We start from the raw sequence: 15,286 nt of genomic DNA on the forward strand, positions 1-15,286 counted from the left end.
ATAGCGCACTATCTATACTGTAATCATGGATACCAAAACACCCCAACCCGCCCCTTCCGCCGTGCCCCAGTTGGACGGCCAGCTGTGCTTTGCGCTGTACTCGACCTCGCTCGCGATGAGCAAGCTGTACCGCAAACTGTTGCGCGGCCTCGGCCTGACCTATTCCCAGTACCTGGTGATGATGGTGCTGTGGGAGAAAAACGAGCTGACCGTGTCGGAGGTGGGCGAGCGCCTGTTCCTCGACTCGGCCACGCTGACGCCGCTGCTCAAGCGCATGGAACAGGCCGAGCTGCTCACCCGCACCCGCGCCGCCAACGACGAGCGCCAGGTCATCATCTCGCTCACGCCGCACGGCGACGCGCTGCGCCACGAGGCGGCCAAGCTGCCGCCGTCCATCCTGCAAGCGACCCGCTGCACGCTGGACGAAGTGGTCGGCATGAAGCAGCAGCTCGACGCGCTGCGTACCAGCCTGATGTCCGCGAGCTGAGCGCGCCGATGACGACCTCGAACCCGATCTACACCCATCCCCTCCATGTGGCCGAGGCGCTGCGCAAGGACGGCTACGCGGTCATGCCGCCGCAGGACGTGGCGGCGCTGGCCGGCGTGACGCTGGCGGAGCTGAACGCGCTGACGCCCAGCTGGGACGCGCTGGAGCTGGACAACTACCTCAAGGACGGCGGCCGTTACCGCCGCCGGCGCCATTCGTGCTTCGTGCAAAACGGCGCCGAGCTGACGCAGTCGCCGCACCGCGCGCACTGGCAGCCGCTCGAATACAACGCCCTGCACGGCGGCATGAACCGCCTGTTCGAGCCGATGCTGCCGGCCACCGTGGCGCAGCCGGCGTGGCAAAAGCTGGTGCGCGGCATCGGCCAGTTGTGCAGCGCTGCGCGCCGCAGCAGCGCGCCGTGGTATGTTGAAGCGCACCAGTTCCGCATCGACACCACCGACGGCATCGGCCGGCCGACGCCGGAAGGCGCCCACCGCGACGGCGTCGATTTCGTCGCCGTGCTGCTGGTGGGGCGCGAGCAGATCAAGGGCGGGGAGACTCGCATCTTTGAAGCCGATGGCCCGAACGGCAAGCGCTTCACGATGACCGAGCCGTGGACCATGCTGCTGCTGGACGACGCCGCGGTGATCCACGAATCGACGCCGATCCAGCCGTTGGCGGAGCACGGCCATCGCGACACGCTGGTGCTGACGTGGCGCGCGGGCGGCTTCCAGGGCCAGGAAAACGCCCCCTGACGGGCTAAATCCGATATAGTCACACCAGCCAAATACGCAATCAGGAGGGTCGTCCGTGGACACCAGCTACGAAATCCAGCCCGACGAGATCGAGATCCTCATCGTTGAAGACAGCCCGACCCAGGCCGAGCGTCTGCGGCGGCTGATCCAGTCGATGCGGTACGGCGCGCGCGTGGCCGGCAACGGACAGCTGGCGCTGGAGGCGATCCGCGACCGCAAGCCAGACCTGGTGCTGTCCGATATCGTGATGCCCGAGATGGACGGCTACACGCTGTGCCGCGCCATCAAGACCGATCCCGATCTGCGCGACATCCCGGTGATCCTGGTGACGTCGCTGATGGATCCGAAGGACATCATCCGCGGCATCGAATGCGGCGCCGACAATTTCATCCGCAAGCCCTACGCCGAGGACTACCTGCTCAACCGCATCGGCCACATGCTGATGAACCAGAAGCTGCGCCGGAACCAGAACATGGAGATCGGCATCGCCCTGTACCTGGGCGACCAGAAGCACTTCATCAACGCCGAGCGCCAGCAGATCCTCGACCTGCTGATCTCCACCTACGAGCAGGCGGTGCAGGTCAACAGCGAGCTGCAGGCGCGCGAGCGCCAGGTGATCGAACTGAATATGCGGCTGGCGCACCACGCGGGTGAACTGGAAACCATCAACCGCGAGATCGCGCTCAAGAACCTGGAGCTGGCCGAGGCGAGCCGCATGAAGTCGGCCTTCATCGCCAACATGTCGCACGAGCTGCGCACGCCGCTCAACGCCATCATCGGCTTCACCGGCGCGCTGCTGATGAAGCTTCCCGGCCCGCTGACGAACGAGCAGGACAAGCAGCTCAACACCATCCGCACCAGCGCGCGCCATCTGCTCTCGCTGATCAACGACATCCTGGACGTGGCCAAGATCGAGGCGGGCAAGGTCACGCTGGAGCTGGAGACGGTGCAGTGCCAGCACCTGGTCAACGACGTGGTGGACACCCTGCGGCCGCTGGCGCTGCAAAAGGGGCTGGGGCTGGAGGTGGAACTGGCGCCGGATCCCATCGTGCTGCAGACCGACCGCCGCGCGCTGACGCAGATCCTGCTCAACCTGGCCAACAACGCGATCAAGTTCACCGAGTCGGGCCAGGTGCGGGTGACGCTGTCGCAGCGGCCGGGCGATGGCCACGACACCATCGAATTCTCGGTGGCCGACAGCGGCGCCGGCATCCGCGAGGAAGACCAGGCCAAGTTGTTCCAGGCCTTCTCGCAGCTGGACTCCACCTCGACGCGGCACGCGGAAGGCGCGGGACTGGGACTGTACCTGTGCCAGAACCTGGCCAACCTGATTGGCGGCTCGCTGTTCTTCAAGAGCGATTTCGGCCAAGGCAGCACCTTCACGCTGGCGCTGCCGCTGCGCGGCGCGTGAACAAGCTTGGCTTTTTTATACTGTAGAAAGTTGGACACCGTAGTTCTACGGTATTGCACCGCAACATAAATCGGCATATAGTTGGAACTGTCTCCTCCAACCGTTCGCTGAACATTGGAATTAAGCCCGCCCCGTCAAGGTAGCGGGCATTTTTTTGTCATACCAGATCGAGCCGCCCGGCGCGCGGCATCGATGGGAAGACCTGTACCAGCTGCTTGTCGCCCAGGCGCAGGTGACGCTCGGCGATCGTGGCCAGCACTGTGCGGAAGTCGGTCGTCACCGGCAGGTCGCGGCCCTCGTTCAATTCTGCGTCGCCGACGCCGCGCCAGTCGCCCAGCACCTTCCCGCCTTTGACGGCGCCGCCCAACACCCACATCGCATTGCCATGGCCGTGATCCGTGCCGCCGTTGCCGTTCTCGCGCGCGGTGCGGCCGAACTCCGACATCACCACGATGGTGGTCTGGTCGAACAGTGGCCCGAGCCGCTGCGCCAGCACCGCCAGGCCCTGCCCCAATGGCTGCAGGCGATTGGCCAGCTGGCCGCGCGCCGAACCCTGGCTGGCGTGCGTGTCCCAGCCGCCCAAGGCCACGAAGGCCAATTGGATATTGGGGTCGTTGCGCATCAGCGCCGCCAGCCGCGCCGCATCGTCGGGGAAGCCGTTCGGCAAAGGCGCGCCGCCGTTCGCGGCCTGCATCTCCGCCGACATCCCGCCCGCCATGCCGCCGCCGCTCATCTTGCCGGCCGCCGCGTCCATCACTTCACGGTGCGCGTCCTGGCCCTGCTGGTAGGCGGCGCCGAAGCGCGCGTTGTCCGCGTACAGCTGGTCGAAGGCCTTGCCCACCGCCGGCCGGTCCAGCACATTGGCCTTGGTGCCGGCCGCGCCGTTGGCCAGGTTGACCGCCGCCGCATGGCCCGACAGGATGCGCGGCATGGTCGGGCCGATGCTCAGCGCGCGCGTCGGCGTGGTGGTGCCGGGCAGCGATGCCACCAGCCGGTTCATCCAGCCGTCCGCCGTACTCTTGATGCCGGGCGTGGCCGATTCCATATAGTCCTGCGCGTCGAAGTGCGAGCGGGTGATGTCCGGCGAGCCGCTGGCGTGGATGAAGGCCAGCTTCTTCTGCTCCCACAAGGGCAGCAGCGGCGCCAGCGCCGGATGCAGGCCGAAGTAGCCGTCCAGGTTCAGGGCGCCGTTGTCCTCGCCCGGCCGGCCGAGCGCGATGGTCGGACGCAGGCGCGCGTAGTTGACGTCGGCCACCGGCGCCACCACGTTCAGGCCGTCCACCGCGCCGCGCAGCATGACGACAATCAGCTTGCGGCTGGTGGCGTCGGTGTTTGGTGTGGTGTTTGGCGATGCGGCGGTCGCGGCCCAGGCATGGCGGCCCAGCGGTATCATCAGGCCGGCGCCGGCGGCCAGCGCGTTCAGGAAGTCTCTGCGTTGCATGGTGTTCTCCGTCTGGTGATTAGCGCTGCATGAAATCGGGACTGCCCAGCAGCATGGCCGCGCGCAGTGGCGGTGGGCTGCCGGCGATGGCGTTCTGCGTCTTCGGCGAGATCGAACCGGCCAGCGTGGCCTGCAAGGCTTGCGCGTCCAGCGCCGGCGACAGCTGCGTGGCGAAGGCGATGCGCCGGCTCAGCGCATCGGGATTGAGCCACGCGTCCTGCGTGTTCTTGTAGCCGTCCGGTGTCTGGCAGCCGTACAGCGGCATGCCGAGGCGGTTCAACACGCCCAATGTCTGCTTGATGTCCGTCGGCGCCGTGTCGCTGGCGCGCGCGGCCGAGATCACGTATTGATACGGCGTCTTGAACTTCGCGCCCACCGCTTCCGGCGCCATGAACTCGGCGCTGGTGAACAAGGTGCGCAGCACGCTGCGGATGTCGCCCTTGCTGTCGATGTAGGTCTTGGCCATGCGGTCCACCAGCGCCGGCGGCGGCTGGTCCTGCACGAAGTACTGCGCCAGCTGGAAGCTCAGGTGATGCGCGGTGGCCGGCAGCATCGCCAGCACGTCGAGCGCGTACTCGCCCTCATCCTGCCCGCCGGCCTTGATGCGGCGGCCCAGCCAGACCTTGTCGTCGCGGTCATGGCGCGCCGGGTCGAAGGCGAAGGTGCGGTTGCGCTTCACCAGTTCGCGGTTGTCGTAGGTCCAGCCGGTCAGCATGCGCGCCAGTTCGGTGACGTCCTTCTGCGTGTAGCCGCTGTTGACACCCATCGTGTGCAGCTCCATCAACTCGCGCGCATAGTTTTCATTCAGGCCGCTGCTCTTGCCCTTCTGGCCGCCCTGCTTCTTCCCGCGCGGGACGTAGCCGTTGGCGGTGGAGACCCAGTTGTCCAGGTAGTACAGCATGGCCGGATGGTGCGCGGTGGCGCCCAGCAGGTCGCGGAAGTTCCCCAGCGCGTAGGGGCGGATCGCATCGCGCTCGTAGCTGGCGATCAGCGCACGGTCCACGCCTTTGCCGGAGAAGACGTTGAAATGGTTGAACCAGAAATCGACCATCACCTCTTCCAGCTGGTTCGGGCTGTCGACGGCGCGGGCGATGCGCGCCTCCGCCGTCTGCTGCGCGATGGCGGTGACCACCTCGCGGCGCTTGGACTTGTCGCCGTCCGTTTCGTCCTTGGCCATAGCGCGTACTTCCAGGAAGCGCTTCATCACCACGCCGGCCGGCTCCTGCGCCGCATCCAGGCTGGCGAGGCGCGCATTCAGCGCCGGCGGCAGCGGCATGCCCGCATTGAGCTGCGCGTCGATGTAGCGCTGCACGCCCATCTGCGTCACCCGTTCGATATCGCCCGGCTTGGGACCGTAGGCGATGCGGTTGAGCACATGGGCGGCGGCCTGCTCGGGCGTCAGCGGCTCGGCGGCCATGGCGGTGGCGGAGGCGGCGGCCATGGCGGCAACGGCGATCCAGCGGGAGAAGTTCATGGCGGTGCTCCTGTCGAAAAATATATTTACTTTATAACGCAATATTGTTGCTCCCCAAACGACTGCCATGTATCGGTTGTAAGCGGCTGTTAGCGTTGCTTCACAAATAAATTAAACAACTGATTTAGTTATATCAATTGTTTAAGTTATGTGATCTAATGCCGCCCATGAACGCTAAACCCACTTCCATCGATACCAGCCAGCCAGCCGACGACGGCCGCAAGCCACGTTCCGACGGCGAGCAATCGCGCGAGCGGCTGCTGCTGGCGGCCATGCGCCTGTTCGCCGCGCAGGGCTTTTCCAAGACCTCGACGCGCGAGATCGCGCAGGCGGCCAATGCCAACGTCGCCGCGATCAGCTACTACTTCGGCGACAAGGCGGGGCTGTACCAGGCCTGCTTCAGTTTCATGTGCCAGCCGGAGCCGGACAACATCGCGCAGTTCGCGCAGCCGCACTTCACGCTGCGGCAAACGCTGGAGGGCTTCTACCGGCAGATGCTGGCGCCGTTGACGGCGGGCGGCGATGCGCAGCTGATGCTGCGTTTGTTCTACCGCGAGATGCTGGAGCCGACCGGCCTGTGGCAGCAGGAGATCGACAACAACATCAAGCCGGAGCACCTGGCACTGGTCGATGCGTTGTGCCGCCACCTGGGCGTGAAGCGGCCGACCGACGACGTGCACCGCCTGGCCTATGCCCTAGTCGGCATGGCGGTGCAGCTGATGGTCGGACGCGACATCATCGCCTCGATCACGCCGCACCTGCTGGACGGGCCGGAAGCGATAGAAAAGTGGGCGCAGTACCTGGTCGGCTTTGCCGAAGCCCTGGTGCTCGCCGAGAGATCCAAACTTCAACAAGGATAACCATGAAGATATTCCTACGCGCGGCGGCGCTGGCCGTCGCCGCGTCGCTGAGCGCCTGCGCCACGCAGGCTCCCGCGCCGCACGTGGCCGCGCAAGCGCCGCAGCAGTGGCAGGCGCCGCTGCCGACGCAACTTCCGCACAACGGCAGCCAGGCCGACCTTGCCACGTGGTGGAGCCGCCAGGCCGACGCGCTGCTGGTGCAGCTGATCGAATCGGCGCAGGCGGTCAGCCCGACCATCGCCACCGCCGGCTCGCGCATCGCGCAATCGCGCGCCGAGCGCGTGGCCGCCGGCGCCGCGCTGGCGCCGTCGCTGGACGCATCGGCGAGCGTCAACCGCTCCAACCAGCAATCGACGATGCCGATGGGGACCACCTCGCAGGCTGCCTTGCAGGCTTCGTGGGAGATCGATCTGTTCGGCGGCAACCGCGCCGCGCGCGATGCGGCCCAGGCCCGCCTGGACAGCGCCCACGCGGGCTGGCATGACGCCCGCGTCTCGGTGGCGGCAGAAGTGGCCAACCAATACTATGGCCTGCGCGCCTGCGAACAGCTGCTGGCGGTGGCCAAACAGGACGCCGCCTCGCGCGCCGACACCGCGCGCCTCACGGAGCTGAGCGCCAAGGCGGGCTTCCAGTCGCCGGCCAACCTGGCGCTGGCGCGTGCCAGCGCGGCCGACGGCAACAACCGCTACATCACGCAACGCGCCGCCTGCGACGTCAACGTCAAGGCGCTGGTGGCACTGACCGCCGTCGCCGAACCTGATCTGCGCCGCAAGCTGGCCGATGGCGCAGCGGCGGCCGCCGGCGCTGCAGCCAATGCACCGGCCATCGCTATCGCCGAACTGCCGGCGCAAACACTGAGCCAGCGGCCCGACGTCTTCACCGCCGAACGCGAAGTGACCGCCGCCAGCGCCGATGTCGGCAGCGCGCAGGCGCAGCGTTATCCGCGCCTGGCCTTGTCCGGCTCCATCGGCTACGGCAACTTCCGCGCCGGTGGCGTCAACACCGGCACCGACACCTGGACCATCGGCCCGGTCTCGATGTCGCTGCCGATCTTCGACGCCGGCAAGCGCCGCGCCAACGTCGACGCGGCCAGCGCGCGCTACGACGCCGCCGTCTCCAGCTACCGCGCCGCCGTGCGCCAGGCCGTGAGCGAAGTGGAACAGGCGCTGGTCAACCTGGACGCCACCGGCGCGCGCGCCGCCGATGCGCAGGCCGCGCTGGACGGCTACCGCGTCAACTACACCGCCGTGGAAGACCGCTACAAGAACGGGTTGGCCAGCCTGTTCGAACTGGAAGACGCGCGCCGCACCCGCCTGGCCGCCGAACAAACCGTCATCAACCTGCAGCGCGAACGCAGCGCCGCCTGGGTCGCGCTGTACCGCGCGGCCGGCGGCGGCTGGACCGCCCCGACCGACGGCGCTCCCGCCGTCGCCAGCGCCAACTAACTTGTGCTCATCATGAAAAAACTGAAAACCAATCTGAAGCCCGTCGCCTACGCACTGCTGGCGGTATTTGTCATCGGCGGCGCCGGCATGGCGTTCTACCCGTCCGCCACCCAGGCCGCCGACGACAAGAAGGCGGAAACCGCCAAGCCGGCGCTGACCGTCACGACCACCAAGCCATCGGCCGTGCGCCTGCCGATCAAGCTGGCCGCCAACGGCAACGTCGCCGCCTGGCAGGAGGCGAGCGTCAGCAGCGAATCGAACGGCTTGCGCCTGACCGAGGTGCGCGTCAACGTCGGCGACGTGGTCAAGGCCGGCGACGTGCTGGCCGTGTTCTCGGCCGATACCGTCAACGCCGACCTGGCGCAGGCCAAGGCCGCCGTGCAGGAGGCGGAAGCCAACGCCGCCGATGCCGTCGCCAACGCGGCCCGCGCGCGCACGCTGCAAAACACCGGCGCCCTGAGCGCGCAGCAGATCAGCCAATACACCACCGCCGAGCAGACCGCCAACGCCCGCATCGCCTCGGCCAAGGCGGCGCTGGCCAGCCAGCAGCTGCGCCTCAAGTACACCAGGGTCGTGGCGCCGGACAGCGGCATCATCTCCGCCCGCACCAACAACGCCACCGTGGGCGCGGTCTCCGGCCCCGGCACGGAACTGTTCCGCATGATCCGCCAGGGCCGCCTTGAATGGCGCGCCGAAGTGGTGGCCGCCGACCTGCGCAACCTGAAGACCGGCACCGGCGCCGTCGTCAAGGCGGCCAACGGCAGCGAGGTGACCGGCAAGGTGCGCATGATCGCGCCGACCGTCGATGCGCAGACCCGCTCCGCGCTGGTCTACGTCGACCTGCCGGCCAGCGCCGGCGCCAAGGACGCGCCGTTCAAGGCCGGCATGTTCGCCAGCGGCCAGTTTGAACTGGGCACGTCGGACGCGATGACCGTGCCGCAGCAATCCATCGTTGTGCGCGACGGCTTCAGCTTCGTGTTCCGCCTCAACGCCGACCAGCATGTCAGCCAGATCAAGGTGCAGCCGGGCCGCCGCCTGGGCGACCGCATCGAAGTGCTGGGCGGCCTGACCGCCGACACCCAGGTGGTGGTGCGCGGCGCCGGCTTCCTCAACGACGGCGACCTGGTACACAACGTCGCCGAGACCGCGCCTGCCGAAAAACAGGCCAATAAGCTGGCAGCCAGGTAAGGACGCGCCATGAACTTTTCCTCCCTATCGATCAAGAACCCGATCCCGGCGATCATGCTGTTCGCGCTGCTGACGCTGGCCGGGCTGATGGCCTTCAAGGCCAATCCGGTGCAGGACTTCCCGGACATCGAACTGCCCATCGTCACCGTCACCGCCACGCTGGACGGCAGTGCGCCGGCCCAGCTGGAAACCGAAGTGGCGCGCAAGATCGAGGATTCGGTCGCCACGCTGCAAGGCATCAAGAACATCTACACCACGGTGCTGGACGGTGTCTCCACCACCACCGTGGAGTTCATTCTTGAGAAGCCGATCTCCGACGCCGTCAACGAGGTGCGCGACGCGGTGGCCCGGGTCAAGGCCGACATGCCGGCCGAGCTGCGCGACCCGACCGTGACCAAGGCCTCCACCGCCGGCCGCGTGATCATGACCTTCACCGCCGCCGCGGCCAAGACGCCCGGCGAGAAGATGGACAACCAGGAACTGAGCTGGTTCGTCGACAACGCCGTTTCCAAGCGCCTGCTGGCGGTGCCCGGCGTGGGCGCGGTCAAACGTGTCGGCGGCGTGAAGCGCGAAATCCGCGTGGAGCTCGACGACGCCCGCATGGCCGCGCTGCGCGTGTCGGCGCTGGACGTGTCGCGCCAACTGCGCCTGGTGCAGAAGGAAGCGCCGGGTGGACGCGGTGACGTGAGCGGCGCCGAGCAATCGGTGCGCACCATCGCCACCGTGCAGAGCGCGGCCTCGCTGGCCGCCATCGAACTGCCGCTGACCGACGGCCGCCGCGTGCGTCTCGACCAGGTGGCCACCGTAACCGACACCGTCTCCGAGCCGCGCGCCATCGCGCTGCAGGACGGCGTGCCGGTAATCGGCTTTGAAATCTTCCGCACCAAGGGCGCCAGCGAACTGGCGGTCGCCAAGGGTGCGCGCGCCGCCGTCGCCGAACTGGCCCGCGCCAATCCGCGCGTGGAACTGAAACCGGTGATCGACAACGCCTTCCCGGTCGAAGAGAACTTCAATGGCTCGATGGAGCTGCTGTACGAAGGTGCGCTGCTGGCGGTGCTGGTGGTGTGGTGGTTCCTGCGCGACTGGCGCGCCACGCTGGTGGCCGCCGCCGCGCTGCCGCTGTCGGTGATGCCGGCCTTCCTCGGCCTGTACCTGTTCGGCTACACGCTCAACACCGTCACGCTGCTGTCGATGGCGCTGGTGGTGGGCGTGCTGGTGGACGATGCCATCGTTGAAATCGAAAACATCGCGCGCCACCTGCGCATGGGTAAAACCCCGATGGAGGCGGCGATGGAAGCGGCCGACGAAATCGGCATGGCTGTCATCGCCACCACCTTCGCGCTGGTCGCCGTGTTCCTGCCGACCGCCTTCATGGGCGGCGTGCCGGGCCTGTTCTTCAAGCAGTTCGGCTGGACCGCCGTGGTGGCGGTGCTAGCGTCGCTGGTGGTGGCCCGTTTGCTGACGCCGATGATGGCGGCCTATATCCTCAAGCCGGTCGTCCACGCCGAGGAAAAAGACGGCTGGCTGATGACGCGCTACATCCGCGTGATGCGCTGGTGCCTGTCGCACCGGCTGGTGACGGCCATCGCCTCGGCCGCGTTCTTCATCGGTTCGATCATGCTGGTCGGCCTGCTGCCGACCGGCTTCGTTCCCGCGGCCGACCGCGCGCAGACCCAGATCAACCTGGAACTGCCGCCCGGCTCCACGCTGGCCGAAACCCGCGTGGTCGCCGAGCGCGCCCGCAAGGCCGCGATGGAAGTCAAAGGCATCAAGGCCGTGTTCAGCTCCATCGGCGGCGGCTCCAGCGGCGACGCCTTCGCGCCCGGCGCGGCGGCCGAGGCGCGCAGCGCCGTGCTGACGCTGACCACCGCGCACCGCAACGACCGCAAGGAATCGATGGCCGACCTGGAAGGCGAGATCCGCCAGAAGCTCAGCGCCATTCCCGGCGCCCGCTTCAAGGTCGGCCCGCCGGACAACGGCGTCAAGATGCAGCTGGTGCTGCGCAGCGAAGACCCGGTCGCGCTGAAGGAGACGGCGCAGAAAGTGGAGCGCGAAATGCGCACTCTCAAAGGCGTGGGCAACGTGCGCTCCAGCGCCTCGCTGGTGCGGCCCGAGATCATCGTCACCCCGGACTTCGCCAAGGCCGCCGATCTGAGCGTGACCGCCGCGTCCATCGGCCAGACAGTGCGCGTGGCCACCGCCGGCGACTACGACACCGACCTGACCAAGATGAACCTGCCGGAGCGCCAGGTGCCGATCCGAGTCAAGCTGCCGGATGCCGTGCGCGCCGACCTGGACGCCATCGGCCGCCTGACGGTGCCGGGCAAGAACGGCCCGGTGCTGCTGGCCACCGTCGCCACCATCACGATGGAGAGCGGCCCGGCGCAGATCAATCGCCTGAACCGCAGCCGCAACGTGACGCTGGAAGTGGAGCTGGGCAAACGCTCGCTGGGTGAAGTGAACACCGAGGCGCGTGCGCTGCCGACCATGATGAACCTGCCGCCATCGGTGCGGATCGCGGAACTGGGCGATACCCAGGAGATGGCGTCGCTGTTCGCCAGCTTCGGCATCGCCATGCTGATCGGCGTGGTCTGCATCTACTGCGTGCTGGTCCTGCTGTTCAAGGACTTCATGCAGCCGGTGACGATTCTGTTCGCGCTGCCGCTGTCGATCGGCGGCGCCTTCGTGGCGCTGCTGGTCACCGGCCGCGCGCTGTCGATGCCGTCGATGATCGGCCTGATTATGCTGATGGGGATCGTTACAAAGAACTCAATCTTGCTGGTTGATTATGCTATTCTGGCGCGTCAGGAAGGCATGAGCCGTTTCGAAGCTTTGGTCGACGCCTGCCACAAGCGCAGCCGCCCGATCCTGATGACCACCATCGCGATGGGCGCCGGCATGCTGCCGCTGGCGCTGGGCTGGGGCGCCGATCCGAGCTTCCGTTCGCCGATGGCGATCACGGTGATCGGCGGGTTGATCACGTCGACGTTACTTAGCCTGCTGGTGATACCGGCGGTGTTCACGTACATCGACGATCTCGAACACCTGCTGAAACGCCTGATGGGCAAGCTGCGCCGCGAGCCTGCGCCAGCGCCTGAAGAAGCCATGCAACCGCTGCGCAAAGTCGCCGGCGGTGGCCACTAACATTAGGAGATGATCATGGAATATGAAGTCAAGGATTTGCCGGCGGTGCGCGTCGCCTACCTGCGCTACAAAGGTCCGTTCGGCGCGCCGATCGGCGAGTTCTGGAAAGAGGTGTTCACGCCGTGGCAGAAGGCCTTCGGCCTGGTGAACAAGGTCACCTACGGTGTGGCGCAGGACGATCCGTCCACCACGCCGCCGGACCAGTGCCGCTACGACGCCTGCGTGGAGGTGTCGGCCGACTATCCGGTCAAGGAGCCGGCCAAGGAGGCCACCATTCCCGGCGGCCGCTACGCCGTCGCCAAGTTCAAGGGCACCGGCGACCAGGTGCCGCAGGCGTGGGGTGAGTTCTTCGGCCAGCTGCAGGCTGAAGGCAAGGCCGTCGCAGGCATCTGTTTCGAGCGCTATCCGGCCGACTACGCGATGGACCCGGCCACCGGCGTGTTCGAATCGGAGCTGTGCATCCCGGTGAAATAAGCCACCGGACTTACGGCGGCGGCGCCCAGCCGCCGCCCATCGCGCGATACAGATCCACCGACGCCACCAGCATGCGCGTCTTCAGCTGCAAGCGGCCGACATCGGCGTTGTACAGCGTGCGCTGGGCATCCAGTTCCTCCAGATACGAAGCGTAGCCATTGCGATAGCGGTTGTGCGCGATGCGCAGCGTTTCCGCAGCCGTGGCGCGGCGCGCATCGTTCTGCACCGCCTGTTCCTTCAGGCGCGCCAACGCACCCAGGCTGTTGTCGGTTTCGGCGAAGGCGGTGCGCACGGCGCTCTCATATGCGTACACCGATTGATCGCGCTGCGCCGCCACGGCGTCGGTCTGGTGCTGCACGCGGTCGCCCTCGAACACCGGCGCAGCCACCGCACCGGTCAGGTGCCACAGCGCCGTCGGGGCGTTGACGAAATCATGCCACTTCAGGTTTTGCACGCCGCCCACCATAGTCAGCTTGAACGACGGTAGCAACTGGTCGCGCGTGGCGGCCAGGTTGGCGTTGGCCGCGACCAGGTTCAATTCGGCGCGGGCGATGTCCGGCCGGCGGCGCAGCAGTTCGGACGGCAGCCCCGCAGGTACGGGCGGCGCGGCCAATTGCGCAAGCTCCAGCCCGCGCGCGATCGGGCCCGGATTGCCGCCGGTGAGTATCGACAGCGCGTTTTCCTGTTCGAAGATGGAGCGTTTGAGCTGCGGTACCTGTTCGGCGGTGGTCTGGTATTCGGCCTCCGCCTGCAGCCATTCCAGCCGCGAGCTGTAGCCGACGTCGAATTGGCGCTTGGCCAGGTCGCGCGATTCCTCGCGCAGCTTCAGCGTGGCTTCGGTCAGCGCCAGCTGGGCATCCAGGCCGCGCAGGTTCAGGTAGCCCGATGCCACGGTGGCGGCGATCGACAACGCGGCGGCATCGGCGTTGGCCTGCTCCGACTGATAGGTGGCGGTGGCGGCATCGGTCAGCGCGGCCAAGCGGCCCCACACGTCGACTTCATAACTGGCCTGGAACTCGGCCTGGTAGACGTTGGTGACGTAAGGGACGCCGTTGTAGGCCAGCTGGCGCGCGCGGGTGGGCGCGGTGTCGACGATGACGTTGGGCTTCTGGCCGGCGGCGGCCACGCCCACCAGCGCGCGGTACTGCGCCACGCGGGCGCGGGCGATGCGCAGGTCGCCGTTGTTTTCCAGCGCGGCGGCCACCAGCGCGCTCAGTGCGGGATCGCCAAACGCTTGCCACCATTGGGCTGCGACAGCGGCGCCCTGCCCGGCTTCGGCGGCGGTGCGCCATGCGGCCGGCATCTGCAAGGACGACGCGGGAGGCGGCGGCGCCTTGGCGGCACAGCCGGCCAGCGCCAGCATCACGGCCAGCGCCGCAGCGACCGGACGCGCCGTTACGGCCCGCTCCCTCATGGCCTGGCTCCCGCGTGTTTGGCTTGGGCGCCAGCGTCGTCCAGCACCGCCGACGTATCGATGCTGACCACCACCGACATCCCCGGCGCCAGCCTGCGCGCCTTGGCCTGGCCCGGATCGATGCGGATGCGGACCGGGATGCGCTGCGCGATCTTCACGTAATTGCCGGTCGCGTTATCGGCCGGCAGCACGCTGAACTCGGAACCGGTGGCCGGCGAGATCCGCTCCACCTGCCCGGTCAACAGCGCCCCATCCAGCGCATCGACCTTGAAGGTAGCGCTCTGGCCAACCTGCACGCCATTCATCTGCGTCTCCTTCAGATTGGCGATCACCCACAACTGGCGCGGCACCAATCCCATCAACTGCGCGCCGGTGTTGACGTAGGCGCCCTTGCGCACCGTGACCTGCCCCAGCTGCCCATCCTCCGGCGCCGTGATGCGCGTGTTATCCAGGTCCACCTTGGCCGCGTTCAGCGCGGCCGTCGCATTGGCCACCGCCGCCTCGAGCGACAGCTTGTTCACCACCACCGTCTGCACCTGCTGCTTCGCGATCTCCAGGCTGGCGCGCGCCTGCGACACCGCCGCCGCTGTCTGCACCTTGGCCGCCTTGGACGAATCCTGCTCGCGCACCGACAGCGATCCATCGGCCGCCAGCGAATTCACGCGGCTCAAATCGGCCACCGACTTGGCGGCCTGCGCCTCCGCGTTGGCCAGCGTGGCCTGGTTCAGCGCCACGCCCGCCTCCGCCGTACGGCGCGCCTGCTCCCAGTTGGCCAGCGCCGCCTTCTGCGCAGCCAACTGCGCCTGCGCCTGTTCATAGCGCTGCTGGTAGATGCGGTCATCGATCAGCACCAGCAAATCGCCCTGCTTCACCTGCTGGAAATCCTGCACCCGCACATCCACCACGTAACCGGGCAGCTGCGTGCCGATCAACGTGACCTGGCCGCGCACCAGCGCGTTCTCGGTGGAGACGATGGCGCTGCTGAACGGCGGCAGCCGCCACGCATACAGCACGATTAGCACACCCACCAGCGCCACGAACGAGAACGCGATCGCCGACAGGATCTGCGCGCGCCGGTCGGGCGCTGGCGCGGTGGGCGCCGCCGCGGCGACGGCTGCCGCGGCAGCGGCGGCGGCCACCGCCGCGACGCGGGTTTCGGAGGAAGAGGTATTGTCGGGAGTCGTGTTAGCCAT

12 protein-coding genes are annotated in these 15,286 nt (G+C 67.5%); 8 read left to right on the forward strand and 4 right to left on the reverse strand.

Annotation, left to right across the window (positions count from 1 at the left end; translation table 11 throughout):
- Positions 1 to 25: 25 nt before the first annotated feature.
- From ACUJB0_RS14115 to ACUJB0_RS14125, 3 genes are read left to right on the forward strand one after another with little or no spacing between them, the layout of a single operon-like run.
- Positions 26 to 487 (forward strand): MarR family winged helix-turn-helix transcriptional regulator, encoded by a 462-nt coding sequence (locus tag ACUJB0_RS14115; protein ID WP_444845771.1) that lies wholly within the window; start codon positions 26 to 28, stop codon positions 485 to 487.
- A gap of 8 nt (positions 488 to 495) precedes the next feature.
- Positions 496 to 1,242: a 2OG-Fe dioxygenase family protein gene (locus tag ACUJB0_RS14120; protein ID WP_444845772.1), complete on the forward strand. Its 747-nt coding sequence runs from the start codon at positions 496 to 498 to the stop codon at positions 1,240 to 1,242.
- Between the two features lie 55 nt (positions 1,243 to 1,297).
- Positions 1,298 to 2,653: a hybrid sensor histidine kinase/response regulator gene (locus ACUJB0_RS14125; RefSeq protein ID WP_444845773.1), complete on the forward strand. Its 1,356-nt coding sequence runs from the start codon at positions 1,298 to 1,300 to the stop codon at positions 2,651 to 2,653.
- Positions 2,654 to 2,810: 157 nt separating this feature from the next.
- Here ACUJB0_RS14125 and ACUJB0_RS14130 read toward each other — a convergent pair whose 3' ends face one another.
- Positions 2,811 to 4,094 (reverse strand): DUF1501 domain-containing protein, encoded by a 1,284-nt coding sequence (locus ACUJB0_RS14130; RefSeq protein WP_444845774.1) that lies wholly within the window; start codon positions 4,092 to 4,094, stop codon positions 2,811 to 2,813.
- 19 nt (positions 4,095 to 4,113) lie between these two features.
- Positions 4,114 to 5,568 (reverse strand): DUF1800 domain-containing protein, encoded by a 1,455-nt coding sequence (locus ACUJB0_RS14135; protein ID WP_444845775.1) that lies wholly within the window; start codon positions 5,566 to 5,568, stop codon positions 4,114 to 4,116.
- A gap of 167 nt (positions 5,569 to 5,735) precedes the next feature.
- On the opposite strand from ACUJB0_RS14135, the gene ACUJB0_RS14140 reads away from it, so the two are divergent.
- Genes ACUJB0_RS14140 through ACUJB0_RS14160 form a run of 5 tightly spaced genes read left to right on the forward strand, consistent with a single transcriptional unit; the run spans position 5,736 to position 12,679 of the window.
- On the forward strand, positions 5,736 to 6,428 hold the full coding sequence (locus ACUJB0_RS14140) for a CerR family C-terminal domain-containing protein (protein ID WP_444845776.1): 693 nt from the start codon (positions 5,736 to 5,738) through the stop codon (positions 6,426 to 6,428).
- A 2-nt stretch (positions 6,429 to 6,430) separates the two neighbouring features.
- Positions 6,431 to 7,873: an efflux transporter outer membrane subunit gene (locus tag ACUJB0_RS14145; RefSeq protein WP_444845777.1), complete on the forward strand. Its 1,443-nt coding sequence runs from the start codon at positions 6,431 to 6,433 to the stop codon at positions 7,871 to 7,873.
- A gap of 12 nt (positions 7,874 to 7,885) precedes the next feature.
- The gene (locus ACUJB0_RS14150) at positions 7,886 to 9,061 is read left to right on the forward strand and encodes an efflux RND transporter periplasmic adaptor subunit (RefSeq protein ID WP_444845778.1); all 1,176 of its coding nucleotides are present in this window, start codon (positions 7,886 to 7,888) and stop codon (positions 9,059 to 9,061) included.
- 9 nt (positions 9,062 to 9,070) lie between these two features.
- A complete protein-coding gene (locus ACUJB0_RS14155) occupies positions 9,071 to 12,205 on the forward strand; it encodes an efflux RND transporter permease subunit (RefSeq protein ID WP_444845779.1) in 3,135 nt (1,044 codons plus the stop codon).
- Positions 12,206 to 12,220: 15 nt separating this feature from the next.
- Complete coding sequence (locus ACUJB0_RS14160) at positions 12,221 to 12,679, forward strand: AraC family transcriptional regulator (RefSeq protein WP_444845780.1); 459 nt, start codon at positions 12,221 to 12,223, stop codon at positions 12,677 to 12,679.
- A gap of 10 nt (positions 12,680 to 12,689) precedes the next feature.
- Here ACUJB0_RS14160 and ACUJB0_RS14165 read toward each other — a convergent pair whose 3' ends face one another.
- Positions 12,690 to 14,093, reverse strand: coding sequence for an efflux transporter outer membrane subunit (locus tag ACUJB0_RS14165; protein ID WP_444845781.1), 1,404 nt, complete (start codon positions 14,091 to 14,093; stop codon positions 12,690 to 12,692).
- The gene (locus ACUJB0_RS14170) at positions 14,090 to 15,286 is read right to left on the reverse strand and encodes an HlyD family secretion protein (RefSeq protein WP_444845782.1); all 1,197 of its coding nucleotides are present in this window, start codon (positions 15,284 to 15,286) and stop codon (positions 14,090 to 14,092) included. The genes ACUJB0_RS14165 and ACUJB0_RS14170 overlap by 4 nt, the downstream gene beginning before the upstream one ends.

The sequence above is a fragment of the Duganella caerulea genome (genome assembly GCF_040362985.1).
Lineage (GTDB): Bacteria > Pseudomonadota > Gammaproteobacteria > Burkholderiales > Burkholderiaceae_D > Rugamonas > Rugamonas vulcania.